The organism is Paracoccus jiaweipingae (assembly GCF_044335505.1).
Classification (GTDB): Bacteria; Pseudomonadota; Alphaproteobacteria; order Rhodobacterales; family Rhodobacteraceae; genus Paracoccus.
In genome coordinates this window covers 159,692-183,973 of the sequence record NZ_JBISBS010000006.1, presented here as the reverse complement: position 1 = coordinate 183,973, position 24,282 = coordinate 159,692, and the positions used below count along the sequence as shown (strand labels likewise).

At 61.9% G+C, this 24,282-nt stretch carries 27 protein-coding genes and 1 pseudogene; 15 read left to right on the top strand and 13 right to left on the bottom strand.

From position 1 onward, the window contains the following. Nucleotides 1-208: 208 nt before the first annotated feature. Nucleotides 209-793, top strand: a complete 585-nt coding sequence (locus tag ACFXP9_RS11795; RefSeq protein WP_397210225.1) for a hypothetical protein — start codon at nucleotides 209-211, stop codon at nucleotides 791-793. A 191-nt stretch (nucleotides 794-984) separates the two neighbouring features. Continuing rightward, nucleotides 985-3,354, top strand: coding sequence for a hypothetical protein (locus ACFXP9_RS11790; RefSeq protein ID WP_397209234.1), 2,370 nt, complete (start codon nucleotides 985-987; stop codon nucleotides 3,352-3,354). A 117-nt stretch (nucleotides 3,355-3,471) separates the two neighbouring features. Here the strand turns inward: ACFXP9_RS11790 and ACFXP9_RS11785 are convergent, their stop codons facing one another. Further along, entirely contained in the window at nucleotides 3,472-4,281 is an 810-nt protein-coding gene (locus tag ACFXP9_RS11785; protein ID WP_397209233.1) for a relaxase/mobilization nuclease domain-containing protein, read from the bottom strand. Then, on the bottom strand, nucleotides 4,281-4,646 hold the full coding sequence (locus ACFXP9_RS11780; protein WP_397209232.1) for a MobC family plasmid mobilization relaxosome protein: 366 nt from the start codon (nucleotides 4,644-4,646) through the stop codon (nucleotides 4,281-4,283). The genes ACFXP9_RS11785 and ACFXP9_RS11780 overlap by 1 nt, the downstream gene beginning before the upstream one ends. Before the next feature lie 376 nt (nucleotides 4,647-5,022). On the opposite strand from ACFXP9_RS11780, the gene ACFXP9_RS11775 reads away from it, so the two are divergent. From ACFXP9_RS11775 to ACFXP9_RS14300, 3 genes are all read left to right on the top strand, one after another. Beyond that, on the top strand, nucleotides 5,023-5,280 hold the full coding sequence (locus ACFXP9_RS11775; RefSeq protein ID WP_397209231.1) for an antitoxin of toxin-antitoxin stability system: 258 nt from the start codon (nucleotides 5,023-5,025) through the stop codon (nucleotides 5,278-5,280). Between the two features lie 94 nt (nucleotides 5,281-5,374). Continuing rightward, entirely contained in the window at nucleotides 5,375-5,632 is a 258-nt protein-coding gene (locus ACFXP9_RS11770; RefSeq protein ID WP_397209230.1) for a type II toxin-antitoxin system RelB/DinJ family antitoxin, read from the top strand. 2 nt (nucleotides 5,633-5,634) lie between these two features. Beyond that, on the top strand, nucleotides 5,635-6,135 hold the full coding sequence (locus ACFXP9_RS14300; RefSeq protein WP_459253784.1) for a type II toxin-antitoxin system YafQ family toxin: 501 nt from the start codon (nucleotides 5,635-5,637) through the stop codon (nucleotides 6,133-6,135). Here the strand turns inward: ACFXP9_RS14300 and ACFXP9_RS11760 are convergent. Beyond that, nucleotides 6,110-6,301 (bottom strand): annotated as a pseudogene (locus ACFXP9_RS11760) (phage tail tube protein); the annotation flags it as partial. The gene ACFXP9_RS14300 and the pseudogene ACFXP9_RS11760 sit on opposite strands and share 26 nt — an antisense overlap. 85 nt (nucleotides 6,302-6,386) lie before the next feature. Next, a complete protein-coding gene (locus ACFXP9_RS11755) occupies nucleotides 6,387-6,815 on the bottom strand; it encodes an acyl-CoA transferase (RefSeq protein ID WP_397209229.1) in 429 nt (142 codons plus the stop codon). Nucleotides 6,816-7,071: 256 nt separating this feature from the next. Between ACFXP9_RS11755 and ACFXP9_RS11750 the strand changes: the two genes are divergently transcribed. Together ACFXP9_RS11750 and ACFXP9_RS11745 are read left to right on the top strand one after the other, a co-directional pair. Then, nucleotides 7,072-7,389, top strand: a complete 318-nt coding sequence (locus ACFXP9_RS11750; RefSeq protein ID WP_397209228.1) for a hypothetical protein — start codon at nucleotides 7,072-7,074, stop codon at nucleotides 7,387-7,389. 21 nt (nucleotides 7,390-7,410) lie between these two features. After that, nucleotides 7,411-7,740 carry a hypothetical protein gene (locus ACFXP9_RS11745; RefSeq protein WP_397209227.1) on the top strand — a complete coding sequence of 110 codons (330 nt, stop codon included), beginning with the start codon at nucleotides 7,411-7,413 and terminating at the stop codon, nucleotides 7,738-7,740. A 6-nt stretch (nucleotides 7,741-7,746) separates the two neighbouring features. On the opposite strand, the gene ACFXP9_RS11740 is transcribed toward ACFXP9_RS11745, so the two are convergent. From ACFXP9_RS11740 to ACFXP9_RS11730, 3 genes are read right to left on the bottom strand one after another with little or no spacing between them, the layout of a single operon-like run. After that, the gene (locus ACFXP9_RS11740) at nucleotides 7,747-8,379 is read right to left on the bottom strand and encodes a DUF6441 family protein (RefSeq protein WP_397209226.1); all 633 of its coding nucleotides are present in this window, start codon (nucleotides 8,377-8,379) and stop codon (nucleotides 7,747-7,749) included. After that, nucleotides 8,376-8,690 (bottom strand): head-tail joining protein, encoded by a 315-nt coding sequence (locus ACFXP9_RS11735; protein WP_397209225.1) that lies wholly within the window; start codon nucleotides 8,688-8,690, stop codon nucleotides 8,376-8,378. The genes ACFXP9_RS11740 and ACFXP9_RS11735 overlap by 4 nt, the downstream gene beginning before the upstream one ends. After that, nucleotides 8,690-9,775, bottom strand: a complete 1,086-nt coding sequence (locus ACFXP9_RS11730) for a major capsid protein (RefSeq protein WP_397209224.1) — start codon at nucleotides 9,773-9,775, stop codon at nucleotides 8,690-8,692. Before ACFXP9_RS11730 ends, ACFXP9_RS11735 begins: the two co-directional genes overlap by 1 nt. Nucleotides 9,776-10,310: 535 nt before the next feature. Here ACFXP9_RS11730 and ACFXP9_RS11725 point away from each other — a divergent pair. The 5 genes from ACFXP9_RS11725 to ACFXP9_RS11705 all read left to right on the top strand — a co-directional run bounded on the left by ACFXP9_RS11725 (nucleotide 10,311) and on the right by ACFXP9_RS11705 (nucleotide 14,785). Next, nucleotides 10,311-11,012, top strand: a complete 702-nt coding sequence (locus ACFXP9_RS11725; RefSeq protein WP_397210230.1) for an ATP-binding cassette domain-containing protein — start codon at nucleotides 10,311-10,313, stop codon at nucleotides 11,010-11,012. Nucleotides 11,013-11,109: 97 nt separating this feature from the next. Continuing rightward, a complete protein-coding gene (locus tag ACFXP9_RS11720) occupies nucleotides 11,110-11,451 on the top strand; it encodes a hypothetical protein (protein WP_397209223.1) in 342 nt (113 codons plus the stop codon). Between the two features lie 86 nt (nucleotides 11,452-11,537). Then, the gene (locus ACFXP9_RS11715; RefSeq protein ID WP_397209222.1) at nucleotides 11,538-12,536 is read left to right on the top strand and encodes an AraC family transcriptional regulator; all 999 of its coding nucleotides are present in this window, start codon (nucleotides 11,538-11,540) and stop codon (nucleotides 12,534-12,536) included. A 98-nt stretch (nucleotides 12,537-12,634) separates the two neighbouring features. Beyond that, entirely contained in the window at nucleotides 12,635-13,828 is a 1,194-nt protein-coding gene (gene acmB, locus ACFXP9_RS11710; RefSeq protein ID WP_397209221.1) for a methyl acetate hydrolase AcmB, read from the top strand. A 57-nt stretch (nucleotides 13,829-13,885) separates the two neighbouring features. Then, nucleotides 13,886-14,785, top strand: coding sequence for a helix-turn-helix domain-containing protein (locus tag ACFXP9_RS11705; protein ID WP_397209220.1), 900 nt, complete (start codon nucleotides 13,886-13,888; stop codon nucleotides 14,783-14,785). A 6-nt stretch (nucleotides 14,786-14,791) separates the two neighbouring features. Here the strand turns inward: ACFXP9_RS11705 and ACFXP9_RS11700 are convergent, their stop codons facing one another. The 3 genes from ACFXP9_RS11700 to ACFXP9_RS11690 form a co-directional block, all read right to left on the bottom strand. Then, nucleotides 14,792-15,865, bottom strand: coding sequence for an NAD(P)-dependent alcohol dehydrogenase (locus tag ACFXP9_RS11700; RefSeq protein WP_397209219.1), 1,074 nt, complete (start codon nucleotides 15,863-15,865; stop codon nucleotides 14,792-14,794). 71 nt (nucleotides 15,866-15,936) lie between these two features. After that, a complete protein-coding gene (locus ACFXP9_RS11695; protein WP_397209218.1) occupies nucleotides 15,937-17,541 on the bottom strand; it encodes a flavin-containing monooxygenase in 1,605 nt (534 codons plus the stop codon). A gap of 1,132 nt (nucleotides 17,542-18,673) precedes the next feature. After that, nucleotides 18,674-19,687, bottom strand: coding sequence for an alpha/beta hydrolase family protein (locus tag ACFXP9_RS11690; RefSeq protein WP_397209217.1), 1,014 nt, complete (start codon nucleotides 19,685-19,687; stop codon nucleotides 18,674-18,676). A gap of 113 nt (nucleotides 19,688-19,800) precedes the next feature. Here ACFXP9_RS11690 and ACFXP9_RS11685 point away from each other — a divergent pair, with 113 nt between their 5' ends. Beyond that, a complete protein-coding gene (locus ACFXP9_RS11685) occupies nucleotides 19,801-20,787 on the top strand; it encodes a helix-turn-helix domain-containing protein (protein ID WP_397209216.1) in 987 nt (328 codons plus the stop codon). Here the strand turns inward: ACFXP9_RS11685 and ACFXP9_RS11680 are convergent. Then, a complete protein-coding gene (locus tag ACFXP9_RS11680) occupies nucleotides 20,775-21,143 on the bottom strand; it encodes a winged helix-turn-helix transcriptional regulator (protein WP_397209215.1) in 369 nt (122 codons plus the stop codon). The two genes, ACFXP9_RS11685 and ACFXP9_RS11680, sit on opposite strands and share 13 nt — an antisense overlap. 86 nt (nucleotides 21,144-21,229) lie before the next feature. On the opposite strand from ACFXP9_RS11680, the gene ACFXP9_RS11675 reads away from it, so the two are divergent. Next, complete coding sequence (locus tag ACFXP9_RS11675; protein ID WP_397209214.1) at nucleotides 21,230-21,868, top strand: pyridoxamine 5'-phosphate oxidase family protein; 639 nt, start codon at nucleotides 21,230-21,232, stop codon at nucleotides 21,866-21,868. A gap of 9 nt (nucleotides 21,869-21,877) precedes the next feature. Here ACFXP9_RS11675 and ACFXP9_RS11670 read toward each other — a convergent pair whose 3' ends face one another. Continuing rightward, nucleotides 21,878-22,252, bottom strand: coding sequence for a carboxymuconolactone decarboxylase family protein (locus ACFXP9_RS11670; protein ID WP_397209213.1), 375 nt, complete (start codon nucleotides 22,250-22,252; stop codon nucleotides 21,878-21,880). Further along, nucleotides 22,249-23,229: an aldo/keto reductase gene (locus ACFXP9_RS11665; protein ID WP_397209212.1), complete on the bottom strand. Its 981-nt coding sequence runs from the start codon at nucleotides 23,227-23,229 to the stop codon at nucleotides 22,249-22,251. The genes ACFXP9_RS11670 and ACFXP9_RS11665 overlap by 4 nt, the downstream gene beginning before the upstream one ends. Between ACFXP9_RS11665 and ACFXP9_RS11660 the strand changes: the two genes are divergently transcribed. Continuing rightward, nucleotides 23,228-24,229, top strand: a complete 1,002-nt coding sequence (locus ACFXP9_RS11660; RefSeq protein ID WP_397209211.1) for a LysR family transcriptional regulator — start codon at nucleotides 23,228-23,230, stop codon at nucleotides 24,227-24,229. The genes ACFXP9_RS11665 and ACFXP9_RS11660 overlap by 2 nt on opposite strands. Nucleotides 24,230-24,282: the final 53 nt, after the last annotated feature.

Genomic DNA, 24,282 nt, shown 5'->3' with positions numbered 1-24,282 from the left:
GTTAGATTACATAGTGCCCGCTCAATGCTAACAAGTGTCATTATTGTTTATGAAGTGAAGAGACCTCGCCGAACGGTCCGCCCTCAGGGCAGGAGCAACTCATTCAACGCCGGGATTTGGCGCTGTAAATCGACCTTATACTACTTGTCTACGGGCGATCTGGATATACCTCAATCATTTACAGGCTTGTAGCATTAGAATAGTTAAAATGAGAAGATTTGCTTTACTTTTTACTTTACATGTAGTGTTCAACCCAGCACTTCCGTCTCATAGTGGAGATTTAAGTAAGATTGAACTGGTTCTTAATAATGCAGCAGATCGTTGCTTGTCTGAAAGGACTGCGCTAAGTGATACATACTATTTTGGAAACAGAGATTTGATAATCAAGACATCCCCAGAATCTGATCTTCTCAAGGGCAAGGCAATAGAAGAATTTTGTACCGAAAGTGCCTTGAGCAGGCCACCAATGGAGATAACTGTTCAACCCTTCGACTTGCTCGTTCAGGCTGAAATAAACAAGGTGCTATTTGAAAATGGCAAAAAAAATGATGCCGCTCTTGGTGGCCTTGGAAATGTGATCGCAGCCTTAACCTACGCACAAGAGACCATTAAACATGGCTCTTTTGGCTGTTCGGCGTTAGAAAACTTCTCGCTTGGCATCGCTTACGCGCAAGGTGAATCCCTGATCGGTGAACTTTCCAGCGAAGACATGAGGACTTACTCGGTTAAAGCCAACATGGACCTTATTAATCTCTTGCTTTCAGAAAAATGGGGAGTAAACACATGCCAGTAGAATTCGACAGTGAATTTTTTGACCTCGTAGGAACAGCTCTTTCCCTTAGAGACGTCGTCTCAGCCATACGAAGCGGAAACGAGGATGAAGTTAGATCGTGAGCACAAGACGAATTAATTTCCTCGTTGCTTTCAAAAGTACCTGGTCTCAGCTATGTAGCCTTGTCCGCAAACGAAGCTGTAAGAGCAAATTTGGCGGCACAAAATATTTCGAACGCATATGGGGTTCCTTACGATGCTACAGCATCAGTTCTGCAACAGTGTTATCAAGCAGCAAAAGCCGAGGTTGATGCCTTCAGTGAGATCATTTCAGATTTTTATAACTCCGGATTAATAAGCGGGTCAACAAGGAACAATTTAGGTGCAGCAGCCAACGCCTGGCTATCAAATCAGTATTCCATAATAACAAAAGAAATAACTCAGTGGGCGAGTATCGATGCAGTTGGATTTTCAATCGCTGCCGATTCGATTAAAGCTGGTTACACGACAATCGAAGATTACCAGTTGTTCTTGGATACGTTTGTAAAGCAGCAAGACCAATGTTTCCCCGCAGGAACCAAAATTTCGCTTGCCGACGGCACCAGAAAACCCATCGAAGACATCACCCCGTCCGACATCGTTATGGCCCACGACGCTACCGGCAACCTGGTTCCCGGCCGCGTGACGCAGCTTTTGCACAACGTGACGGATACGTGGCTGCAGCTGTCGAACGGCACCTATGTGACCCCCGGCCACCGCTATCTGCGGCCTGACGGGTCTTTTGCCGAGATCCAGGACATCATCGCGGATGACGGGCTGATCGTTGCGGCAGACGGCTCGGTCCAGACGGTGACGGCCGAGGTGATCCGATACTCGGCCGAGACCGCGCACATGTTCGAGCAGGCCGAGATGCTGGTCTATGCCAGCGAAGGTGGCGCGGCGCTGGAACCCGAGGTCAAACGTGGCTGGAAGACGTATAACTTCACGGTTGCCGAGCATCACACCTACATCGCCGACGGTATCCGGGTGCACAATGAATCCGTCCTGTCGACCCTTAAAGCGGGTGATGTTCTTTTGTCGCTGGACGACAACCTTCAGAACGCCGCCATGCTGCGCGATGTGAACGGCGATGGGCGCCCCGAAATCGTCATAGTCGACGGGGTTCGCGAACCCGGTGCCAATACGCTGATCGCACGGGAATATACTTATACCGCCCCGTCCGGGGTCTCTGACGTTGCCAAATATGTTCAGGACAAAATGGCTGCGATCAACGGGCGCAGCTATACCGGATCGGACGGGAAGACCCATAAGGTCGACATCTATGGCCAGCCTTTGGACCCCAAACTTGGGAATGGGCCGCGTGATGGTAAGGTCTCGGACGATATGGACGAGATGCTGACAGACGATCTGGGCTTCACCCGGACCCTGACGGCTGAGAATGCCCTCTATCTGAGCACGGGGATCACCCCCGGTCAGGTGACGCAGTTCGTCTCTGGCGGTGTGCTCTATCTGACCATCACGCAGGCAGATGGCACCCAGGTGACAGAGGCGGTTGGAGCAGCAGCGACAATCGGCCCTGTCCGGTTCTCAGATGGGTCGGTCATCGACTATGACGATCTGACCCAGCTGGTGCGTGGCACCTCGGGTAACGACCGGCTGACAGGGACATCTGGTGCCGATGCTTTGGATGGCCTTGGCGGCAATGACACGCTGATTGGCGGCAATGGCAATGACAGCCTGACCGGCGGGTCCGGCAATGATGTTCTGATCGGCGGCAATGGGGCGGATCGTCTGGATGGGGGCAGCGGCTCGGATTGGGCTGATTATTCCGTCCATGGCGGCGCGGCCAGGGCAGATCTGGCAACCGGCGCTGTCAGCGGGGCTGCCGCAGGCGATACGCTGATCAGCATCGAGAACCTGCGCGGCGGCAGCGGCAATGACACCTTGTTGGGGAACGGCGGCGGCAATGCCCTGGAAGGCGGTCGCGGTAATGACTGGCTGTATGGGCGAAACGGCAACGATACCCTGCGCGGTCAGGATGGCAACGACGTGCTGGTTGGCGGGACCGGGGCAGATCGCCTCGAAGGCGGGGCCGGGCGCGACACCGCCCATTATGGCACATCAGGAAGCGGACTGATCATCGACCTTCTGGACCCCTCAAACAACACAGGCGATGCCAAAGGCGACAGCTATGCCAGCATCGAGAACGTAAAGGGCTCTGCATATGATGACTGGATCCGGGGTAACACCGCCAACAACATCATCAATGGCGGTGCCGGCAATGATACTCTGATCGGTGACCGGGCCAATGATGTTATGATCGGCGGCAGTGGTGCGGATGTGTTCATCTTTGGCGCACGGGGCGGCGCAGACCAGATCGCCGATTTCGAGGACGGGGTGGACAGCCTGCGCCTGATGGATTTCGACCTGCACAGCTATGCGGATGTGCGCCGCATCGCATCCAGCCGGGATGTGAACGGTGACGGCAAGGCCGATCTTGTACTGGATTTCTCGAATGGGAACCAGCTGACCATTCTTGACCTGAACATCACCGCCTTACAGGACGACCTGATCTTCGGATGAACACACAGGCCGCCGGTAAACCCCGGCGGCCGTTTCCAAACCTGCAAGATCACCCCACAATCAGGGCCTACATCCCATAATCCCAGCCCCTGTCGCGCTGGCGGACATGGGCGTGCTCTAACTCCTGAGCGCGTTCAAGAGCCTGTTCACCTGCTCGACCAAGCGCGTCGTTGAGGCGTTCTGCGTCTCCAAGGCTGCGGTCAGCCGCGTGGTCGTCGCTTCGAGCTTCGTCAGTCGCGTCTCGATCTCGCTTTGGACGGTCAGATAGTCCTTGCCCTGCCGTGCAACGCCCAATCCCGCTTCTGTGAGCGCCTGAACCATGCTGGGGCGGTCCCGCACCGTCCCACGCTCGATCAGGGCCGTGACATAGGCGTGGACGGCGTCCCGGCCCTCTTTGAGCCGGAAGCCGTCCCGCTCCCACGCCTCGGGTCGCTCAAAGCCCAGATCCCGCGCCCGCGCCGGATCGTCCGGCCGCGCCCAACCATGCGACAGATTCAACGCGTCCCGCAGCTTCGAGAAACTGCGCTCCCAGCCGGGCGGCGCAATATTGAGTGCCCGCCCGCTGGTCAGCTCCATGCGGGGGGTCACAAAATGCAGCTCGACCCGCCCGCCGCTGGTGTGCTGATGCCGCACCCAAGTGATGTCATACTGCTCGGCATCGAGACCGGCGAAGGCGAACGCCTCGAACTGGTCCATGGCCTCACGCTGCTGATCCTCGGTCGGGGCATCCTCCGGGGCGAAGGACAGCACGCCATGCGTATAGGTCCAGTCCCGCGTAATGCTGTCGATCAGCTCGGCCGTGCGCGCCATGTCGCCCCGCACCACCTCCGGCGCGGCAGACTCCCGCCCCGCCCGCTCATGGTCCAACAGATAGGCCGCAACCGTCCCACCGCCCCCGCGCCCGCCGGTGGTGAACTTGATCAGCATCAGCCGATCCCATCGCCGCTGTCGGCCAGCGGCGCGTCCGGACGCTGATGCGCGGCCCGCAGCAGCGCCAGCTCACGGTCAATCTCGATCAGCCGCGCCAGCAACGCCGTCACCGGCTCACGCCGGTTCGCGGCACGGGCAAGCTGGTTCAGGTTGTTCCCGATCCGCGCCAGCTCGCGCAGAAGATCGGGCGCAACCGGCGGCGCCTCGCGCCGGGACCGCAGCCGCGTCCCGTCCAGACGCGACCGGATCAGCTCGGACAGAGACACACCGCGCGCCACCGCCAGCGCCTGCCAGCGGGCGCGTTCCGCGCTCGATGCCCGGAGCTTGATCCAGATCGGGTTGTCAACGGCGTCGTCAGGCATCGGCTCTCCGCAAAAGCAGGGGCGCAGGGGAAGCGTTCCCCCTGCCGGGGTTCGGGGTTGGCCCCGTCCGCCATCGGGCAGAATGGGGGTCGGGGTTTCCCCGCTGCGGCAACAGCCGCAACAGGGGGTTTGAAGGGGGCGCAAACGCCCCCTCACCAGCCGCGAGAGGCCACGCCAAGAGAAGGAGGGCGTTAGCCTGACGGCTCTTGACGTGGCCACGAGAGTATGCTGGCGAAGACTGTGATTTGCAAGGGCGGGATACCGGGATAGAGTGCCGGATAGGGCCGATGATCGGTCTGGAATTATGATACTGACGCGGTATATACTTTGTCAGTATCTATGAGGATAAGACACGGGCATCAAAGCCGTATTCACGATGAAGCTGGAACCCGATCTCCGGGACAGTTTCATGGCCGAAACCGCCGCAGCGGATCGCCCTGCATTGCAGGTCGTCCGTGAACTGATGCGCGACTACATCGAGCAGCGCCGCCATGAGCGGGCCTACAGGGAGTATCTGGGCCGCAAGGTGGGCAAGGCCCGTGCCTCGATGCTGGACGGTCAGGGACGCAGCCACGAGGCTGTGGAAGCCGACTTCGTGGCCAGGCGTGCCAAACTTGCGGAAGGCCCTCTGTGATCGTTTTCTGGGCCCCTGAAGCTGAATGAGCGGGGAAGCCTTTACTATGTTCGCTATTGTAGCTACATTGTAGCTACAAATTTTGGGGTGTGCCATGAATGCGGATTCGGTGGTGCGGGCGCGCATCGACACAGCAACCAAGGATCGAGCAGCGGCGGCGCTGGAAGCGATGGGGCTTTCCGTATCGGATGCGATCCGGCTGCTCATGCTGCGAATCGCAGATGAACAGCGGTTGCCCTTCGATGTGAAGGTGCCAACCCCAGCCACGGCGAAGGCCATGAAGGAACTGGACGCGGGCAAGGGGGAGCGGTTCGACACCCCCGATGCCCTGTTCTCTGACCTCGGCATCTGACCGTGCTGGCCTTGGTCCCATCAACCCGTTTCCGCAATGATGTGAAGCGGGCGGAGAAACGCGGCAAGGACATGACCAAGCTGCGCACCGTCCTAACCTTGCTGGCCAATGAAATATCCTTACCGCCAGAATACCGCGATCACTCCCTGCGCGGGGACTGGATCGGGTTTCGCGACCTGCACATCGAACCCGACTGGCTGCTGCTCTATCGGATCGCAGACGACGAGGTTCAGCTTGCCCGAACGGGATCGCATTCCGATCTGTTCCGAGAGTGGCCACAGGTTTGTCCTGTGGCCACTACAGTGGCGAAGCCGCCCCCAGAAGCTATGATGGGGAGCTCGCCTAGGGAGCCTCTGAGGGCAAGGAGATCCCTTGGCGTCCAGCAACACCCATACCATTCCTTCCTATTCCCCAGCCCTCTGAGAGCGCCGCTGGCGCGATGCTGTCAGTCTGGGTGTAACCTATCCACATGTGCTGCCCCAGCGCCGCACCGTTGCGGGTGATCGATCCGTTGAAATGCCCGAAGCGCTTCAGATCGATGGGTGCGGGCGTACCCGCATTGCTGACAGTGCCGACCGTTTCGCCCTGCGCGACCAGCCGCGCGGTCGCGGTCAACAGCCCGGAGCGCTGCATCTGCCAGCTGAGCTGGTCCAGCACGCAGCCGGAATGCCATAGACGGTCTCGAACGCAAGCGCCATCTGCGCTCGCGCCCCTTGGGCTCGTGCCATCGTATTCTCCTCGATTGTAGGGTGATTCAGCCGAGCGGGTCTGCGGTGGTGTAGTGCAAGATGACCGGAATCACCGCCCCTTTCAGGCTGGCTGCGCCTTCGACAGGCAGATCGACCGGGCGCGGTTCTTCCGCTTCGACCCAGTCGCAAAGCCCGCCCAACGTGCGGTCGGCAGCCATGGCTGCGCCGATGCTGGCACAGAGGGCGTCGAAGGCTGCGTCACGGTCAGCGCCCTGAACCACCGCCTCGATCTCGGCGCGGTGCTGATAGTGATAGCGCAGCGGTGACAGCGTGACTTCAGGTTCGCCCGGTTCACCATCGCGCAGGATCAGGAGGCCGTCGGGCGGCACGCGTTCAGGCAGGACGTCGCTGCGCATGGCGGTGGGCCGAACATTGTCGAGGCGCGAAGTGGTGAAGACTATAGAACACCAAAAGGCAACACTGTTCGAGGTCATGGAAGTCGCGGTTCAGGTGAAGAATATCTTGCAGGAAAAGGACATTCGCCGGAAACTGTTGATGAAATCATTGATTTCCCGACCAGTAGGTCTCCTGCGTCCCGTGGTGATACCTCAACAGGAGGAAAACAGGGCGCGACCATATTGTTCGGGCGGAACGGCGATTGGGTACTGATCAACGATGAAACTGGCGCTGTGATTCAAGTCAATGACAGGTACAATCCGCGTCAGGAGCCGCCGTGGTAGGAGCCAAGCTATGAACAAGGAAGACTTTATCCATAACGCAAGCTCCGGGCGCGGTGCCGGCCCAGTCGACCCCGAAGAGCTCATTAAGCTGGTTTCTCAACCGGAGATGAGCGCATATTGGGTGACTCGCCTCGAGGCCCACGAGCGTCGTGGTGAGAGAGACATTGTGGATCTTGATTTTGCAGTCATTGGTCTCGATGGCCCTGAGAACTGGGAGAGCCATCATGACTTCCATCGTCATGATCGTCTGGTGATGCGCAAGGTGGAAGCTGCACGCGACAGCGACCGATCGATTGAGTTCCGGGTCTGGATTGAGCGGCGCAATTAGTGCCGTCAATTGGAGGCAAGGGTGGCCGAGCGCTTTGAACATCTGCTGGAGCAAGCCCAAACTGGACTAGGCACCGACTGGCTCTCAGAGCGGGAATTGCTGGCTTTCAATGAATATCTCACCTTTCGCGGTTTCGGCGTATCCAGAATGGAGATCACGTGCGCAGAGGGAGGAACGGTACCGTCAAACTTCGGTTACTCAATCCTGCCCCAAGCCATTGATAATGATGACGAACACTGGATGAATCACTTTAATCCATGGCGATCCACACTTTATGTGAGAGAAACGGTAGCTTATGCTAGGGCAGGTGGTGCGATATTCGATTACAAGGTTTGGGCTGAACAACCGTAACGCACACTATTTCGCTTTCCCCTCCACCCACTTCCCGACGATTTTGCCCGGCACGCCATCAGCCGCCCATTCTGCCTCCCGCGTCAGATCCAGCCGCTTCGGCAGCCTGACCTGCGGCACCAGCAGGAAGATCGGTACCGTGACCCGCCCGCGCCCGGTTTTGGAGCGGGATGCTACAGCGCGGCCCTTGGTATTCAGCCGCCCCTCGGCAACGAGCAGGCTTGGCCCGCGTCTGCGATAGACAAAACGCAGGCGCAGCCCGGTCCGACGCTCCCATTCGCCCGGGGTGATCCGCCCGCCGCGCAGGGATTTTCCGGCGGCTTCCGTGGGGATCGCCAGCCAGAAGCCGTCGCGGGAGCGGATCAGCGGCCCGGCACTATGGGCACCGATGATGACCGGCGCCTTTGACCAGACCAGCGCGGTGGCGTTGAGGCTGTCGCCTGTCTTCGGATAGGTGGCGTTGCGGATCGAATTCGCCAGCCGTTTTCCCAGTCCGGCCCCGGTGATCTGACCGCGCCATGCGGTCTTGAGGCCCACGCCCGCCTCGCGCATGGCGCCGGTCACGGCCTTTTCGCCGGCCCTGATCTCGGCCTGCATCATGGCAACGAGATCGGGATCCATGTCGAGCTTCAGTCTCATGCGGGCACCAGCTCCACGGTCCAGATCAGCCGGTCGCGGTCGCGGGTCGGTTCGCCCTGGATCGCATAGCTCTCTGCGCCGATGATGATCAGATCGCCCGGCCGGGGATCGGGCAGATCGCTGACCCGGATATCGGCCGTCAGCTTCTCTGACAAGATGCGCGCCGATCCGAATTCGGTGATCCGGTCCGGCGCGCGGCGGATGAGGCGGATCGGGCGTTCTTCGCTGGTCCCGGCCGCGATCCAGACGGCGGAGATGCCCATGTCCGGATGGCCGAAGATGCGATCCATGGCGGCGGCAAAGGCGTTCATCAGTTCGAGCTGTGCAGCCGGATCGCCAGGCGGGGCCGCTTGTTGACCGGCAGGATCGAGGCCTCGGTCATCAGGTCGATCCAGCGGCCCTTGGGGTCGAGATGCTGGCGGGCACAGAGCGGCAGACCGATGGTATTGGCGGTTTCCAGAAGGTTCGCCGGACCGCCATAGGTCGTGAAGGTATCCATGGTCCCGGTCGGAAAGGCGATGCCCTCATTGGCCGGGACCAGCCGGTCGGTGGCTTTCGTGGACAGCGTGACGGCGCCCGCATATTCCTCGAAGAGGATGCCCGCGAAGGGGAAGTTGCGGCGCACATCCTGTCTGAGCGGCTGGGCGCCGGTCGCGGCATAGAACTTGTAGGCTTCCTCGGTCTTGGGATGCGAGATCAGCTTGTCGAAGAATTCGCGGCTGACGAGGGCATGGACGCCCGACATGCTTTCGCCCAGCAGATTGTCCTCGACAGCGCGCAGCACCTCGCGGACCTTGCCCTGCAAATTGGTGCCTGCGGTGCCGAGGACGAAATCGACGCTGATTTGGGCAATGCCGAACTCGGTGAAGTAATTGTAGAGGGTGGTTCCCGCCCCGTCCTTCACGATGCCGCGCAGGGCATTCATCTCCATATATTCGCGGGTCTGATCGTGAATCCGTGTGATCAATGCGACGTTCATCCCCTCCCAGTCATAGGGCGTCGCCGCGCCCGGGCCGGACGTGACCCTGCGTACCATGTCGTTCTCGTCCTCGAAGGCGTGAACCTCCTCGGCCAGGATCAGCATGTCGGCGATCGCCACCGGCACGCCGCCGACAGGATCGGTGATCGGCAGCCAGTCTTCCCGGTCGATGGGTTGAATGCGGCGCATGACGCCTGCCGTCGGACCGGTGCCGCAGCGGCGGAACAGCGGCAGCAGTTCCATCGGTGAAAGGACCACCTTGCCTGCCACGGCTTCCTGCCCGCAGCGAACCATGGTGATACCAGTCATGATCCGGAACCGGCCCGCATCCGCCCAGCCTGCGATATCCGCGATATTGCAGCCCCAGCGGTCGGTGACTTCATGCAGGGTGTAATGCGTGCGCGGCGGCAGGGCCATGGTCTTATCCTCTCCGTTTCTGCAGAGGATTGCCGTCGCTCAAACCCGGTGCAGCCCGCGCCCGAGGGTGCGGGGGAAGTGGAATTGGCGGCAATGAGGGCAGGGCGCTTCCTTGCGCCCGATCTCCTGTCCCTGAGCTATATTCCGATGAGGCTGCTATGCTTGCGGTTGAGCTTGATTCTCCTCTTGCGCGTGGTTGTGCACCGTTCGGTCGGCGGGAACAAGGCAAGAACATGTGTTCAGTGGCAAACATGTGGATGCTGCCGCGACGTCGTCGGAGGTGGTGTGGGCTGTGGGGGGGGAGCTTTGGCTGCGGGACCTGCCGAAATGACCATAGAGCGGGCAGCTCTGCAAACAATATTCTGCACTTGATGGGCGTTCACGCCGAACCGGCCATTCATGATCGGCGCGGTGATCGGCCGGATTGAGCCCAAAAAGCTCCGTTGGCTTTGGCTTGTAAAATCGCCGGGCGACCCCTACTTTTGAGACATCCTGAAACTGGAGATGCTATCAACATGGACCTGAACCTCGCTGCATTCGCCCCTTCGATTTCGCTGCGAGAAGTTCTGTCCCATGCCTGCATCCGTTTCCCTCTCCGGGCCTGTCCTGGTCCACGCCTGACGACGCGCCTCTTCTTACCGACCTCAACCTGACTTTCGGCCTGGAACGCACCGGCATCGTCGGGCGCAACGGCATCGGCAAGAGCACCCTCCTTCGCCTGATTTCCGGTGATCAGCATCCCGCTGCGGGACAGGTCCGCATGACCGGAACCTTCGCGATCTTGCGACAAGAAGCGATGGAGCAGTCCGATGACGTCATCGCCGATCTTTTCGGCGCACGACCCGCGCTCGATCTGCTTGACCGGGCGGAGTTGGGGCTTGCCGATGCCGATGAACTGGCAGACGCGGATTGGACCCTTCCCGAACGGATGGAGGCGGCGCTTTTTCGCTGTGGCTTGTCGGTCGGTCCGCAGACGCTCCTGGCGACGCTATCGGGCGTTCAGCGCAGCCGTGCCGTCCCTGCCGCCCTGATCTTTGCCGCGCCGGATTTTCTGTTGCTGGACGAACCGACGAACAATCTTGATCGGGGCGGGCGCAAGGCGGGGATCAGCGACGATCATTTCGGCGTGGATCCCGAACGGCTGAACTGGGCCGACGTTGGCAGCCTCGAATATCAGGCGAGCCTGCTGAAGCAGATCAGCGATTTTGCCCTCGGCGAGGGCGAACACGCCGCCTGAGCCGCGGGTTCGAACCGACGGCCCAGCCCCGCGCAACGCGGGGCCCGGCTCCGTAGAAGCCGACCGCGACCTGTGGCGGCGATGCTCGGAGCCATCCATGACGATACTCACTGACACTCAGACCCTGATCCTGACCCGGGCCAGCGCCCGCCCGGGCAATCTCGCCCTGCCGCTGCCCGAGGGGCTGCATGGCGCGGCGGCGAAGATGGCCATCGGCCGAATGATCAGGCTCGGCCTCATCGAAGAAGTCGAGCCCAACATCCGCCGCAACGAGCCGCTCTGGCGCGAGACCGGCGATGGGCACGGCACCACGCTGATCGCCACCGAGGCCGGGCTGGACGCTATCGGCATCGATCCGGTGGTGGTCAGCCTCGCGCGCATGGCAAGTCTTACATCGAGGGACGTACCGGCAGGGAGGCGGAAGGTGGCGAAACCTTGACTTAAGAAAGCCGACGCCGAAATGATTTTGACCTAAATCTTAATCCAGCTATCTTGTTTGAGCACTCCAACAAAAAAGGTTCGCCGTTGACGACAGCCAATCTTCTCGTTCCGACCCTTCGGCCGTCCGATGCCGCAGGTGCAGCTCGCTCGCGCAGCTGGGACGAGGTGAACGCATTTTGCCGTGCGACCTATATGCCCTATCATGTAAGGCCGTTGGAACGCGGTTCGCAGCCTGCCGCCGTAATGCTTTCACGGCGGGCCGGGCGAGTGAAGGCGTCGCGCTTTGCCTATGGGACCGGCGTTCATCTGCGGGATTTTGATCCAGAGGCCGGGAATATTCTCGTTCTCACTACACTGAAGGGGGCGGTCGATCACCACCACGACGCTAATCCGGCCACGACCGTCGCTGGCGACAGCTTTGTGGCAGATTGCGCGCGAACCGATTATTGGCTGAATGCTGCGCCGGATCATTTGCAGTTCAACCTGACCATTCCCCACAGCCTGATGGAGGACACGGCGCGCAAGTGGTATGGCTTTGTTCCCGGCAATGCGCTGTGGACGCGACGGCTGAAATTCGGGGGCGAAGGATCGCGCTGGCGGGCGCTGCTGGGCTATGTCGGCCATACCATCGGCGGCCCGGCGAGTCTTGCCCCTGACAGCGTCTCGGGGCGGCATCTGGAAGAGATGATCTGCCTGAACCTGTTGCAGGAATGGGCGGCGGGCGCTGGGATTTCGCTAGAGTCTGGCGCAAGGGCCGCAGCGCCGCGCTATGTGCGGCAGGCCGAGGAAATCCTGACCGCCGAGGCGCGCGAGGCGCCTTCGATTGGCGAGGTCGCCCATCGGGTCGGGGTCAGCGCCCGCACCCTGTCCGAGGGGTTCCGGCGTTTCCGGGGACTGACCCCGCGCGACTTTCTGTCCGACCGGCGGCTGGAGGGGCTGCACGCCGATTTGCTGGCCGGCGGGTCCGGACAGACCGTTCTGGCGATCGCCAGCGGCTGGGGTTTTTCCAATATGGGCGCGCTGGCTGGTGCCTATCGTGCGCGGTTCGGGGAACTGCCCTCGCAAACCCTTTCGCGGCGGTAAATTTGCCGCCGATCTGAGACAGCCGCTACCGATCCCGGACAGACAGCGCGCGCGCGGCCGCATTAGCCTTGCTTTGCAAATCGGCAAGGGAGGGCCACATGACCAATCTGAAACAAAGCTGCGATGCCGTGCTGAACGGTGTCACGGGCAGCGATCAACGTGTTCCGGGCGTCGTCGCCATGGTCACGGATCGCAACCGCGACATCTATTCCGGTGCCAGCGGCGAGCGCCGTCTGGGCGGCGATCCGATGACGGAGGACACTGTCTTCGCGATCTTTTCCACGACCAAGGCGATTGCCGGCACCACCGCGCTGCAATGCGTCGAGGAGGGACTGCTGGACCTCGACGCGCCGGCCAAGGAATATGCCCCGGCCATCGGCAAGCTTCAGGTCATCGAAGGCTTCGACGATGCCGGACAGCCCCGCCTGCGCGCCCCGAAGTCCGATGTGACCACGCGCCAGCTGATGCTGCACACCGGCGGTTTCGGCTATGACTTCTTCTCCGAGACCTACAAGCGCATGGCCGAGGAGCATGGCCAGCCCTCGGTCGTCTCGGGCAGCCGCGCGGCGATTGAGACGCCTTTGCTGTTCGATCCCGGTGAGCGTTGGGAGTACGGAACCAATATCGACTGGGTCGGCCAGGTAGTCGAGGGGATTCGCGGCAAACGTCTGGGCGAGGTGATGCGCGAGCGCGTGTTTGATCCGCTGGGCATGAAGGACATTGCCTTTACCCGGACCGATGCGATGAAGGCGCGCACGGCCACGATTCATGCGCGCGGCGATGATATGCGCCTGACGCCGATGGATGATTTCGCATTGCCCGACGACCCCGAGGTGCATATGGGCGGCCACGGCCTTTATGGCACAGTGCCGGAATACATGAAGTTCATCCGCATGTGGCTGAATGACGGCAACGGCCCGCATGGCCGGGTGCTGAAGCCTGAAACGGTAGATTGGGCCTGCAAGGGTGCGCTGGTCCCGCCGCAGAAGGTCACGATGCTGCCGGGCGTCATCCCCAGCCTGTCGAACGACGCCGAGTTCTTTCCGGGTCAGAAGAAGGACTGGTCCTATACATTCATGGTCAATTCGGAAGACGCACCGACGGGCCGGCCTGCGGGTTCGATCGGCTGGGCGGGTCTGGCCAACAGCTTCTACTGGATCGACCGCAAGAACGGCGTGGGCGGCTATTGGGCGACGCAGATCCTGCCCTTTGGAGATCCGGTGTCCTTCGTGGGCTACATGGATTTCGAAACCGCAGTCTACAACGCCATGCGGGGGACGGCGGCCGCATAAGACCTTTCAGGAGGGCGCGGACGCCGCGCCCTCTTTCGGGTTTGGGAGGACCCGCGCATGGGAGGATCGACCGAGAAGGAGCCGATTTGCTGGCGCCGCCTGCCGGAATTTGTGCCGGGGCGCGTCGGCTTGTGTAGCGATGCGCTTGACTGGAAGAACATCGCCCTGCGGAGCTATCACTATGAAGGCCAGGACGTTATCGTGCCGGCGATGCGGGAATTTCTGCTGGTCGGCTATCGCGCCGGGGTCACACCCATGCAACGCCGTTTCGACGGACGCTGGAGCCGCGAAACGCTGGCTCCGGGTGCGGCGTCGTTCCTGACGCGCGCGCAGGCCGCCCACTGGACCTGGGACGAGCCCGTCGAGGTGACGCATATCTATCTGTCCGCAGATCTCATGACCGAGGTCGCCAGCGAGATGTACGACCGCTGTGTTGACGAGGTCGCGCTGCGCGACGTGCTGCGCACGACTGACCCGGTGGTCAGCCATGCGATGACGGTTCTCGGGGCAGAGGCACAGGCGGCGGGACTAGGTGGCGCGCTGTATGTCGATGCGGTGTCGCGCGGGCTGATCGTGCATCTGTTGCGCAATTATGCCACGGTGCGGACCCGCGAAGCCGATGCCAAAGGCGCACTGACTGTCTCGCAGCAGCGGCGGATCAGGGGCTATATCGAAGAACATCTGTCCGAGCCGCTGGATCTGGCCCGACTGGCGGGCACCCTGTCGATGACTCCCTGTTTGTTTGCGCGGCACTTCAAGGCCAGCTTCGGCGTTCCGCCCTATGCCTATGTCATGGACCGGCGGCTTACGCAGGCGCAGGCGCTGCTGCGCCGGCCTGCCGTCCCCATCAAGCAGATCGCGGCCGATTGCGGCTTCGCGGATCAGGCGCATCTGACCCGGCTGTTTCGCCGCGAATATGGAGTGCCCCCGGCGCAATACCGCCAGGGACACGCCTGATTGCCGTCAGACCGGGAAGTGAATCACCGGCTTGATGATGCCGTCTTCTTTGCTGTCCATCAGCTTCAGCGCCTTGTCGACATCCTTGAAGTCGAAATGATGGGTCGACATCTTCGTCGGGTCGACACGGCCGTTGCGCAGCAGGGTCATCAGCCGCCCCATCCGTGCCGACCCGCCCTCGCACAGGCCGGACATGATGGTCTTGTTGCTCATCCCGACGCCCCATTCTGCCAGAGGGATTTTCACATTATCGCCCGAGCCATGATAGCCGATGTTCGAAATCGTGCCGCCCGGACAGGTCGCCTTTATGCAGCCCTCGAAGGTAGCCTGCGATCCGACCGCCTCGATGGCGCTGTCGACGCCGCGACCATTGGTCAGTTCCATGATCTTGGAAATGGGGTCCGTCTTGGTGAAGTTGATGCCGATATCCGCGCCGTACTCCTCTTGCGCCAGCTTCAGGCGGCGGTCGTCGCCATCCACTGCGATCAGCAGCCCGGCCCCAAGCATGCGCGCGCCAGCGACCGCCATCAGCCCGACAGGACCGCAGCCAAACACCGCGCATGACCCACCCAGCGGGATGTGCGCATTCTCGGCACCCATGAAGCCGGTCGACATCATGTCGGTCGTGTAGGCGGCGGCCTCGTCCGAGACATCGTCGGGGATCGGGGCGAGGTTGGCCTTGGCGTCGTTCACCTCGAAATACTCGGCCATGTTGCCGTCTTTCTGGAAGGTGAACTTGTAGCCGCCCAGCATACCCCCGCATTGCGAGGTCACGCCGTTCTGGCAGTTCTCGCACTGAAAGCACGGCGTCACGGCGTTCACGGCGACGCGCTGGCCGACCTTGAACCCTTGCACATTGGCGCCAAGTTCATGGATGATCCCCACGGCTTCGTGTCCAAGGCAGCGATCCACGATCTCGCCCAACCCGCCATGAATCGTATGCACGTCCGAGGTGCAGACCAGCGCCAGCGTGGTCTTGACGATGGCGCTGTTCGGCCCCGCCTTGGGGATCGCGCGATCCTTCACCTCGGCATCGCCGACCTTATTCATTACATAGGCTTTCATCATGTCCAGAGCCATCAAGTCTGTCCTCTCTTTTCTAGATTGCAGAAATTGGCCGCCACCAGTCCCGCGGCAGCCAGTCAGGAAGGTCACGCAGTCTCGAAACCGGCATATCCGCTGTCGGCGACATCTTGGCATTTCTGCTTATAGGTGCCGGCTCCGCCTGTGTAGGACATGAAGCGCTTGGGCTTGCCCTCGATATTAGACCCGTTATACCAGCTGTCGAACTTGGAAAACAGCGAAGCGTTCACCAGTTCATCGTGGTGCTTGATCCAGGCGCGTTCGAAGCTTTCGGATGGCTCGATGACCTTCTTGCCGTTGTCGCGCAGATGGTTCAGACAGCCGGTGATCCATTCGGTCTGCTGTTGCAGACAGGTGGTCATGTTGCACAGCGCCGCCGACGGGGCCAGCGGCGCGCCGGTCATGAACAGGTTCGGGAAGCCATGAACCTGCATCCCAAGCGACGTGCGGGTCTCTTTGTTCCACTCGTCCCGCAGCGTCATGCCGTCGCGACCGGTGATGTCGATGCGGGACATGCCTCCCGTTCCGGCGTCAAAGCCGACCGCCATGATGATGACGTCAAGGTCATAGACCGAGCCATCTTCCAGCCTTATGCCCTCTGGCACGATCTCGGCAATCGGGTTGTGGCGCACGCAGACCGCCTCGACATGCGGAAGCAGGTAGGTTTCCAGATAGTTAGTCTCCAGCGGGACGCGGACCTTCCCGAAGCCAGCATCCCCCTTTTGTGGAACCAGAATGCGGATGAGCTCCGGATCTTTCAGGCGCGCTTCCATCTTTTCGCGCACGAACTGCGAGATCTCGTCGCTGACTTCTTGATCGAAGAACATCTCCGAGAAGGACGCCAGCCACAGCTTCAGCGAACCGTCATTGTAGATCTCTTCCAGGCGCGCCATGCGCTGTTCATGGGTCAGATCGGCCCAAGCATATTCGAAGTCGTATTCGAAGCCGGTGAAGGTGTTCGGCAACGTCGATTTCAGCTCCTCGAACCGGCCTTTGTATTCCTTGACCTCATCTGGGCCGAATTTGGGGTTGCGCATCGGCAGCGAGAATTGCGGCGAGCGCACGAAGACCTTCAGCTCGCCCACCTCGCGGGCGATGGTCTGGATGACCTGAATCCCCGTCGCTCCGGTGCCGATCACGCCGACGCGCTTGCCACGGATATCCAGCCCGCCCTTGGGGTAAAGACCGGTATGCACGATCTGCCCCTTGAAACTGTCCTGACCCGGGAAGCGGTTCGCCAGCGGTGCCGACAGCATCCCGGTGCAGCCGATCACGAACTGGGTGTCATAGACATCGCCCTGATCGGTCTTGACGGTCCAGCGTTCGGTTTCCTCGTCAAAGGTCGCGCTTTCAACGCGGGTCGAAAACTCGAAGCTGCGGCGCAGGTCCAGGCGATCGGCAACATAGTGCATCCAGCGCTCGATCTCGGGCTGGGCGGGGAAGCGCTCGCTCCAGGTCCAGTCCTTGTAGAGCTTTTCGTCAAACAGATACTGGTAGATATAGCTTTCGCTGTCGAACCGCGCGCCAGGATAGCGGTTCCAATACCACGTCCCGCCCACATCCGAGGCGGCCTCCAGGCCCAGCACATCCCAGCCCTGCTCGCGCAGCTGATGGACCTGATACAGCCCCGAGACGCCAGCCCCGATCACGATTACATCGACTTCTTTGGTCATTCAGACATTCCTCCCTTGTTCCGGTGAGGACGGCCGCTGCCTTAAGATCAAACCTCACCTGACACAAAAGGCTAAGGACGCGGGAATGAGGCTGTCTTGAACAATTAAGGACGATGTTTTGAACAGATCGATGAAGTAAGGTGACACCGTTCAGACAGAAGGAGATGATGATTGGTCATAGATGTTCACCTCAACGCCACCTCAACCCTTGGCTGCAGTTTGATATCTTTCGGGGAAGTGCGAAAGCGCCTGATGCCATCGAGCGCCGGAATGGAAATCGCAAGAAATCAAAGGGTTGCTGTGTAAGGTGCTGACATCACTTGGTTTCACGTTTTCTGCGTTGATCGGCTCATAACCTGAAGGTCGTAGGTTCAAATCCTACCCCCGCAACCAAAAACCCGTCGCAACAGCGGCGGGCTTTGTCGTTTTGGCACCCCTCCCAATCGCGTGCCCCCCGCCTGACCGGGGAGGCTGCGCCAGCGTGCAGCCTGACGCAAATCGCACCGCGTTTGGGACCGGGGGCCAGCACATTCCGATCACGCATCACCCATGTGACCGCGCTTCAGTTCCGTTACGATAAACCACACCCAGCGCAGCACCTAAACCCGCACGCCGCAAGCCGCCGCTGTCAGATGGGTTGCGGATCATGGTCGCTGCGATGCCGCTCTGTCCGCTCAAGCCCGCCGGGTTGGCCTATGGTCCGTCGCCAGATTGCGCAGATGCAGCACCATAGCGGTTGGCAGGCTGCCTGAATGTCCCCCTTCGACCCCAGGTATCAACCGGCGCAGCAAGGCACTGGCCATCGCGCGCGTGTATTCCGCGCAGAAGGCCCGCACGAAATGCGGCGACATCAGCTGATCGCCCAGCGCGTTCCTCACCCCGACCTCAGGCACATCGCGCCCGGATCAGCCGGGCATGGCCGCGCCCGCCGCCCCCTTGCTGGCCCCGCCCCAAAGCCAGACACCATGCATCCCGCCTTCGCCTTCAGCGCAGCGCAGATCCTGAATCGTGGAACCGAACAGGCAGGATGGCGCATCTGGCGTGGCCGGATGCCGGCGGGTCAGGGCTGGCCATCCTGTTGCCTGAAGGGTTGCTGACCGGGTGAGGTCGTGATCCTCACCCGGTCGCGGTATCACAGCCCCAACGCGCGCCCGATATCCGCGATCAACGCCTGATGAAGGGCGGCGCGATCCGTGCCTGCGGGGTCGGTGCAGATCGGATCATCGCCCTCTTCCTTCAGCATCTCGGGGCCGCCGGGTTTGCATTCTGCCAGAAAGCTGAAATGGTTGGCCGGCGCGAAGGTCTGATAGCTGGCGCCGGGCAGCCGCCCCGCGAGGTCATAGCCATCTGGTCCGACATCGACGGCGCCCAACCGGTCAGGGCCTTCGCCCAGATTAATGAAATGCACCGGCACGGCGCTTGGGCTGTCCGTTGCCACCGCCCCGACAAAGCCCGGATCAATCGCAACCACGCGGGTAACGCGCCTGTCACGCGTGTCGGCGTCAAAGCCCTTGGCGGCGGCGAAATCCACCCCTCCGCGAAGGAAAAACCCGCAATCGGCGGCGTCGGGACCGGTCTGGCAATTGGCCTGTTGCATCGCGCCATCGAATTGCAGCCCCCCCAGTCCCAGCGCCGTGGTCCCACCCAGCGAAAAACCCACCGCCGACACGCGGGCCGGGTCGACAAACCCGGCAAAGCCCGGATCAGCCAGAACCGCATCCAGCGCAGCGCTTAAATCCTGCGCCCGCGCCGCCAGATCGACCGATCGGCGCGGCGAGCTGTCCCCAGAGGTCGAGCCAGGATGATTGACCGCCACCACAATCGCACCTCGCGCCGCAAGCCCCGCCGAAAGCCAACCCAGACTGTCGGCATTGCCCCCCGAACCATGCGACAACAAAACCAAAGCATGATGACCAGGCGCCACGGCGGCACCGACAAAGGCGCGCTGCGGCTGAAACAGCGGGCCATCGCCCACCGGCGCCGCATAGGTCGGCGCGGCGGCGGGATACCAGATCGACGCCGCCACCGGGCGGGCGCGATGCGCAGCATCGAGGTCGAACCGGTCATATCCCGGCAGGCCGTCGGCCAGCGCAGGGGCAGCCAGCGCCGGCGTGGTCATCAGGGCAAAAGCAAGGGTCAGTTTCATCATGGCCTCCTTTGGGCATTTGGTGGGGCAAAACTGGCGCAGGGACGCAGATTTGGCGTCCTCAATCCCGGATTCAGGTCGCCTTGATCGCGAAAAAGGACCACACAGGGTGCATGTTGATGCTGCCCATTCCCGCGTTCACCGGTCTGATTCTGCTGTGGCTTGCGCTGCGCAGCGCGTTGCGACGGCGACAGATGCTGGCGCTGTTTCTGACAGCCTGTGCAGGGCAATCGCTGGGGATTGCACTGGCCTTGGGCTATGACGTGCAGGCGCTGCGACCGCTGCTGCCGGTCACGGCTGCGGCGATTCCGGCGCTGGCCTGGGTGACGTTTCGCAGCCTGATGCTGGGGCGGATGCGGCCCACACAGATGGCGCTGCATCTGGCCGGGCCGGGGTTTGTTCTGTTCGCGCGTCTTTTTGCGCCGCAGACGGTGGATGTCGCGGTGGCAGGGCTGTTCGCGGGCTATGGCGTGGCGATCCTGGCGGTGCTGCGGTCCGGCGATCTGCCGCTGGCACGGCTGGAGGCGGGCGGCTTGCCCGCGCTGATCTGGCGGGGCCTTGGCTGGGCGCTGATCTTTTCAGCCGCCAGTGATGGGCTGATCGCGGTGGCCTTCATGGCCGGGCGGCCCGAACTGGCGGGGGTGATCGTCAGTCTGGGATCGTCGCTGTCACTGCTGGCGCTTGGGCTGTTCAGCGTCCAGCCTGCCGCCAGTGGCGAGGCCGAGGACAGGCCCGCGCGCCCCGACCCCGATATCGACACCAGTGAAGACGCCCAGATCATTGCCCGCCTTGACGCCCTGCTGTCACGCGAAACGCTGCATCTGGACCCGAACCTGACGCTGTCACGGCTGGCGCGGCGATTGCGCCTTCCTGACAAGCGCCTGTCGGCGGCGGTGAACCGCGCGACCGGGGGCAACGTCTCGCGCTATATCAACGGCTTTCGCATCCGCCACGCCTGCGGCCTGATTGGGGACGGTGCCTCGGTTACGCAGGCGATGCTGGACAGCGGTTTCAATACCAAATCGAACTTTAACCGCGAATTCACGCGGGTGACGGGCACAACGCCAAGCCAGTGGAGGGCGCAGGATCAGTCACGCTGAGGGCCGAGGGCCAATTGACTGCGCCCCCATTTTTGTAAGGCATACAGCATCGGGGCCAGCGCGGCGCCCTTGTCGGTCAGCGCATAATCGACATGCGGGGGCTGCACAGGGTGAACGGTGCGGGTGATAATTCCATCGGCCTCCAATTCGCGCAGCTGTCGCGTCAAGGTGCGCTGGGTCACCTTTCCAATCGCCTGCCGGATTTCGCCAAAGCGCATTGTTCCGTCCAGCAGGTGAAACAGGATCACGCCTTTCCACTTGCCGCCAATCACCTCCAGCGCGCGCTCGACGGCGCAGCCCTCGGATTGGTCGTAACGCTTGAATCGCGGTGCGCGGGTGCTGGAGGTGTTTTGCATGGTATCAAAATTGTGCGTTCTGGTGGCGTTACGGTCAGTTAACCACACTTGGCGGCGCTACTGAACCAGACTGCACAGGTTAAGATATGTCTGATTTCGACCGGTCCCCCGATGGAATTGCCTTTTCTGAAGCCGTGCGCCGTGTGCAAACGCAGCGCGGCTCGCGCCGGATATACGAGGTTGCGGAATGGCCCATTGATATCACCAAAAACCTTGAGGTGTTCATTTCCGCACAGCGCAGCGCGTTTCTGGCCACGGCCAGTTCGGGCGGGCTGCCCTATGTTCAGCATCGGGGCGGGCCGCCCGGTTTTCTGCGACTGTTGGACAGCCGCACGCTTGCCATGGCGGATTTTCACGGCAACCGGCAATATATCACGCTTGGAAATTTGTCTGAAAATGACCGCGTGCTGCTGTTTCTGATTGATTACACCCACCTGCGACGGGTCAGGATCTGGGGTCGCGCCGAGGTGGTTGAGAATGACATGGCGCTGGTTGCCGCGCTGACACCCGCAGGCGCGCGCGCCGACCGCGCGCTGGTGATCCGTGTCGAGGCGTGGGATGAAAATTGCCCCCGGCATATCCCGATGCTGCTTGAGGCTGACGAGCTTCGCCAACGGCTTGCACAAAGGGATGCGCGTATTGCTGATCTGGAACGCGAGGTCGCCGTCCTGACGCAGCAACTGGCGACCCGCGATATCTGTGGTGACGACCTTTGGTCTGATTAATGCCCCCGATCACGCGCCCTTTGCGCTGGCAAAGGCCTGACGCGCCGCGCTGATCGCGTTCATCGCGGCGGGCACCCCGGCATAGACCGAGACCTGAAGAATGATCTCCACGACCTCATCGCGGGTCACGCCGGTGTTCATCGCGGCGCGGATGTGGAATTCCAGCTGCCCCGGCGCGGTGCCCATGGCGGCCAGCATCGCCACGGTCAGCATTTCGCGGGTGGGCAGGTCAATGGCCGGGCGACTAACGATATCAGCAAAGGCATAACCCAGCATCAGCCCTGCCGCGTCGGGCGTGAAATCGTCCAGATTGGCCTGCACCCGCAATGCGGCGCCGGGTTCAAGCCGTTCCAGAACAGCCAGCGCGTCGGACAGGCGGGTCATGCGTCCACGCCTTTCATCCCCTCGGGGGTATAGCGCGCACCGGCGACGGGGTGGGCGGCAAGGCTGCGCCCGATCCCGGCCATGTCATCTGCGCTTAGCACAATATCAGCCGCTGCCGCGTTGTCGCGCAAATACCCCAACCGTGTCGTTCCGGGGATCGGAACGATGTTGTCACCCTGTGCCAGCAACCACGCCAGTGCCAGTTGCGCGGGCGTGCAGCCCTTGCCTGCCGCGATCTGCGCGATGCTGTCCGCCAGTGGACGGTTGGCCGATACGGCGTCGGGCTGAAACCGGGGCAGGTTGGCGCGGAAATCGCCCTCTGCGAAATCGCCATCCTGAAAGCGGCCGGTCAGGAACCCCCGACCCAGCGGTGAATACGGCACAAAGCCAATGCCCAATTCGCGACAAGCCGGCAGAATTTCGGCCTCGACACCGCGCGACCACAGCGAATATTCCGTCTGCACGGCGCTGACCGGATGCACGGCATGGGCGCGGCGCAGGGTTGCGGCGCTGACCTCGCACAGGCCGATGCGGGCGATCTTGCCTTCGTCGATCAGGCGGGTCAGCCCGCCCATCGTTTCCTCTATATCGCGGCTGCGGTCGATGCGGTGGACATAGTAAAGGTCGATCCGGTCCACCCGCAGGCGACGCAGCGACCCCTCGACCGCGCTGCGCGCGTATTCGGGGCTGTTGTCGATACTGCGCCGGTATTCGCCGGGTGTGCGGACAATGCCGAATTTGCTGGCGATGGTCATCGGGGCGCGGGTTTGCGCCAGAAACTGACCGATCAGTTCCTCGTTGTGATGGGGACCATACATGTCGGCAGTGTCCAGAAAGTCGATGCCCAGATCCGCCGCCGCGTGCAGCACCCGCAGCGACCGGGCGTCGTCTCGGGGGCCGTAAAATTCGCTCATCCCCATGCAGCCAAGGCCGATGGCGGAAACACGCAGGTCCGGTGTCAGGTGGCGATAGCGCATGACGCCCTCTCTCTTGCTTTGGTCGGGGTCACTGTGGCATTTCCGATGGCGGCGGAACATTCCGCAGATCGGTAAGGGGGTTTCCGAAATCGGAAGGGAAGACGGCTTTATCTGGGATGATGTCCACTGCTTTCTGGCGGTTGCACGCAGTGGTTCGCTAAGCGGCGCGGCGGAACGGCTTGGGCTGGGGCTGGCCACCGTGTCGCGCCGCATCCAGCGGTTCGAGGCGGCGATGGGCCAGCCGCTGTTTACCCGGCATCAGTCGGGCTATGCCCTGACCAGTGATGGCCGCGCCCTGATGGGCAGGGCCGAGGCGACCGAGGCCGCCGCGCTGTCGCTGCGCCAGGGCGCGGCGGCGCAGGCCGAGGTGGCGGGACGGGTGCGCCTTGCCACCGCCGAAAATCTGGCCACGGCGTTGATCCTGCCTGCGCTGACGAAATTGCGCGCGCGTCATCCCCGGCTGCTGCTGGAGGTTGTCACCGACATCGCCACCGTCAACCTGCACCGCCGCGATGCCGATATTGCCCTGCGCATGGTCCGGCCCGAACGGGGCAACGTGTCGGTTCAGCAACTGGGGGTGCTAGGCTTTGGCCTTTATGGGGCGCCGTCCTGTCTGGCCGCGCGCAAGGTGGCACCGGATGCGGCGCCCTATGACGGCGATGAGTTTATCGCCTGGTCCGAGGCCCAGTCACATCTGCCCGCCGCGCAATGGATCGGGCGTGTTTTGCAGGGCCGTGCGCCAGCGGTGGTGACGACCACGCTGGCCGGTCAGGTTGCGGCCTGTGCCGGTGGTGTCGGGCTGGCCGTTTTGCCGCATTTTCTGGCGCGGCCCCGCGGGCTGATCTGTGTTGATGGCGATCTGGGGCTGGATCAGCCGATCTGGCTGGTCACGCAGGCCGATCTGGCACAGTCCCGCCGGGTTCAGGCGGTGGCCATATTTCTGCGTGATCTGGTGGCGCAGAACCGCGCCGCGCTGGCAGGGCAGGCGGGTTCGGGCTGATGGTCAGGGCGGCTGATGCCGCGGGCGCTGGCGTGCAACAAAAGCCTGAACAG

Coding starts and splice junctions, on each gene's coding strand:
- ACFXP9_RS11720 (WP_397209223.1), top strand. CDS start 11,110: ATGACGATACTCACTGACACTCAGACCCTGATCCTGACCCGGGCCAGC.
- ACFXP9_RS11780 (WP_397209232.1), bottom strand. CDS start 4,646: ATGCCTGACGACGCCGTTGACAACCCGATCTGGATCAAGCTCCGGGCA.
- ACFXP9_RS11770 (WP_397209230.1), top strand. CDS start 5,375: ATGAATGCGGATTCGGTGGTGCGGGCGCGCATCGACACAGCAACCAAG.
- ACFXP9_RS11680 (WP_397209215.1), bottom strand. CDS start 21,143: ATGCAAAACACCTCCAGCACCCGCGCACCGCGATTCAAGCGTTACGAC.
- ACFXP9_RS11660 (WP_397209211.1), top strand. CDS start 23,228: ATGACGCCCTCTCTCTTGCTTTGGTCGGGGTCACTGTGGCATTTCCGA.
- ACFXP9_RS11690 (WP_397209217.1), bottom strand. CDS start 19,687: ATGAAACTGACCCTTGCTTTTGCCCTGATGACCACGCCGGCGCTGGCT.
- acmB (WP_397209221.1), top strand. CDS start 12,635: ATGACCAATCTGAAACAAAGCTGCGATGCCGTGCTGAACGGTGTCACG.
- ACFXP9_RS11665 (WP_397209212.1), bottom strand. CDS start 23,229: ATGCGCTATCGCCACCTGACACCGGACCTGCGTGTTTCCGCCATCGGC.
- ACFXP9_RS11795 (WP_397210225.1), top strand. CDS start 209: ATGAGAAGATTTGCTTTACTTTTTACTTTACATGTAGTGTTCAACCCA.
- ACFXP9_RS11750 (WP_397209228.1), top strand. CDS start 7,072: ATGAACAAGGAAGACTTTATCCATAACGCAAGCTCCGGGCGCGGTGCC.
- ACFXP9_RS11740 (WP_397209226.1), bottom strand. CDS start 8,379: ATGAGACTGAAGCTCGACATGGATCCCGATCTCGTTGCCATGATGCAG.
- ACFXP9_RS11675 (WP_397209214.1), top strand. CDS start 21,230: ATGTCTGATTTCGACCGGTCCCCCGATGGAATTGCCTTTTCTGAAGCC.
- ACFXP9_RS11700 (WP_397209219.1), bottom strand. CDS start 15,865: ATGGCTCTGGACATGATGAAAGCCTATGTAATGAATAAGGTCGGCGAT.
- ACFXP9_RS11730 (WP_397209224.1), bottom strand. CDS start 9,775: ATGGCCCTGCCGCCGCGCACGCATTACACCCTGCATGAAGTCACCGAC.
- ACFXP9_RS11785 (WP_397209233.1), bottom strand. CDS start 4,281: ATGCTGATCAAGTTCACCACCGGCGGGCGCGGGGGCGGTGGGACGGTT.
- ACFXP9_RS11775 (WP_397209231.1), top strand. CDS start 5,023: ATGAAGCTGGAACCCGATCTCCGGGACAGTTTCATGGCCGAAACCGCC.
- ACFXP9_RS11685 (WP_397209216.1), top strand. CDS start 19,801: ATGTTGATGCTGCCCATTCCCGCGTTCACCGGTCTGATTCTGCTGTGG.
- ACFXP9_RS11705 (WP_397209220.1), top strand. CDS start 13,886: ATGGGAGGATCGACCGAGAAGGAGCCGATTTGCTGGCGCCGCCTGCCG.
- ACFXP9_RS11670 (WP_397209213.1), bottom strand. CDS start 22,252: ATGACCCGCCTGTCCGACGCGCTGGCTGTTCTGGAACGGCTTGAACCC.
- ACFXP9_RS11735 (WP_397209225.1), bottom strand. CDS start 8,690: ATGAACGCCTTTGCCGCCGCCATGGATCGCATCTTCGGCCATCCGGAC.
- ACFXP9_RS11695 (WP_397209218.1), bottom strand. CDS start 17,541: ATGACCAAAGAAGTCGATGTAATCGTGATCGGGGCTGGCGTCTCGGGG.
- ACFXP9_RS11755 (WP_397209229.1), bottom strand. CDS start 6,815: ATGACCTCGAACAGTGTTGCCTTTTGGTGTTCTATAGTCTTCACCACT.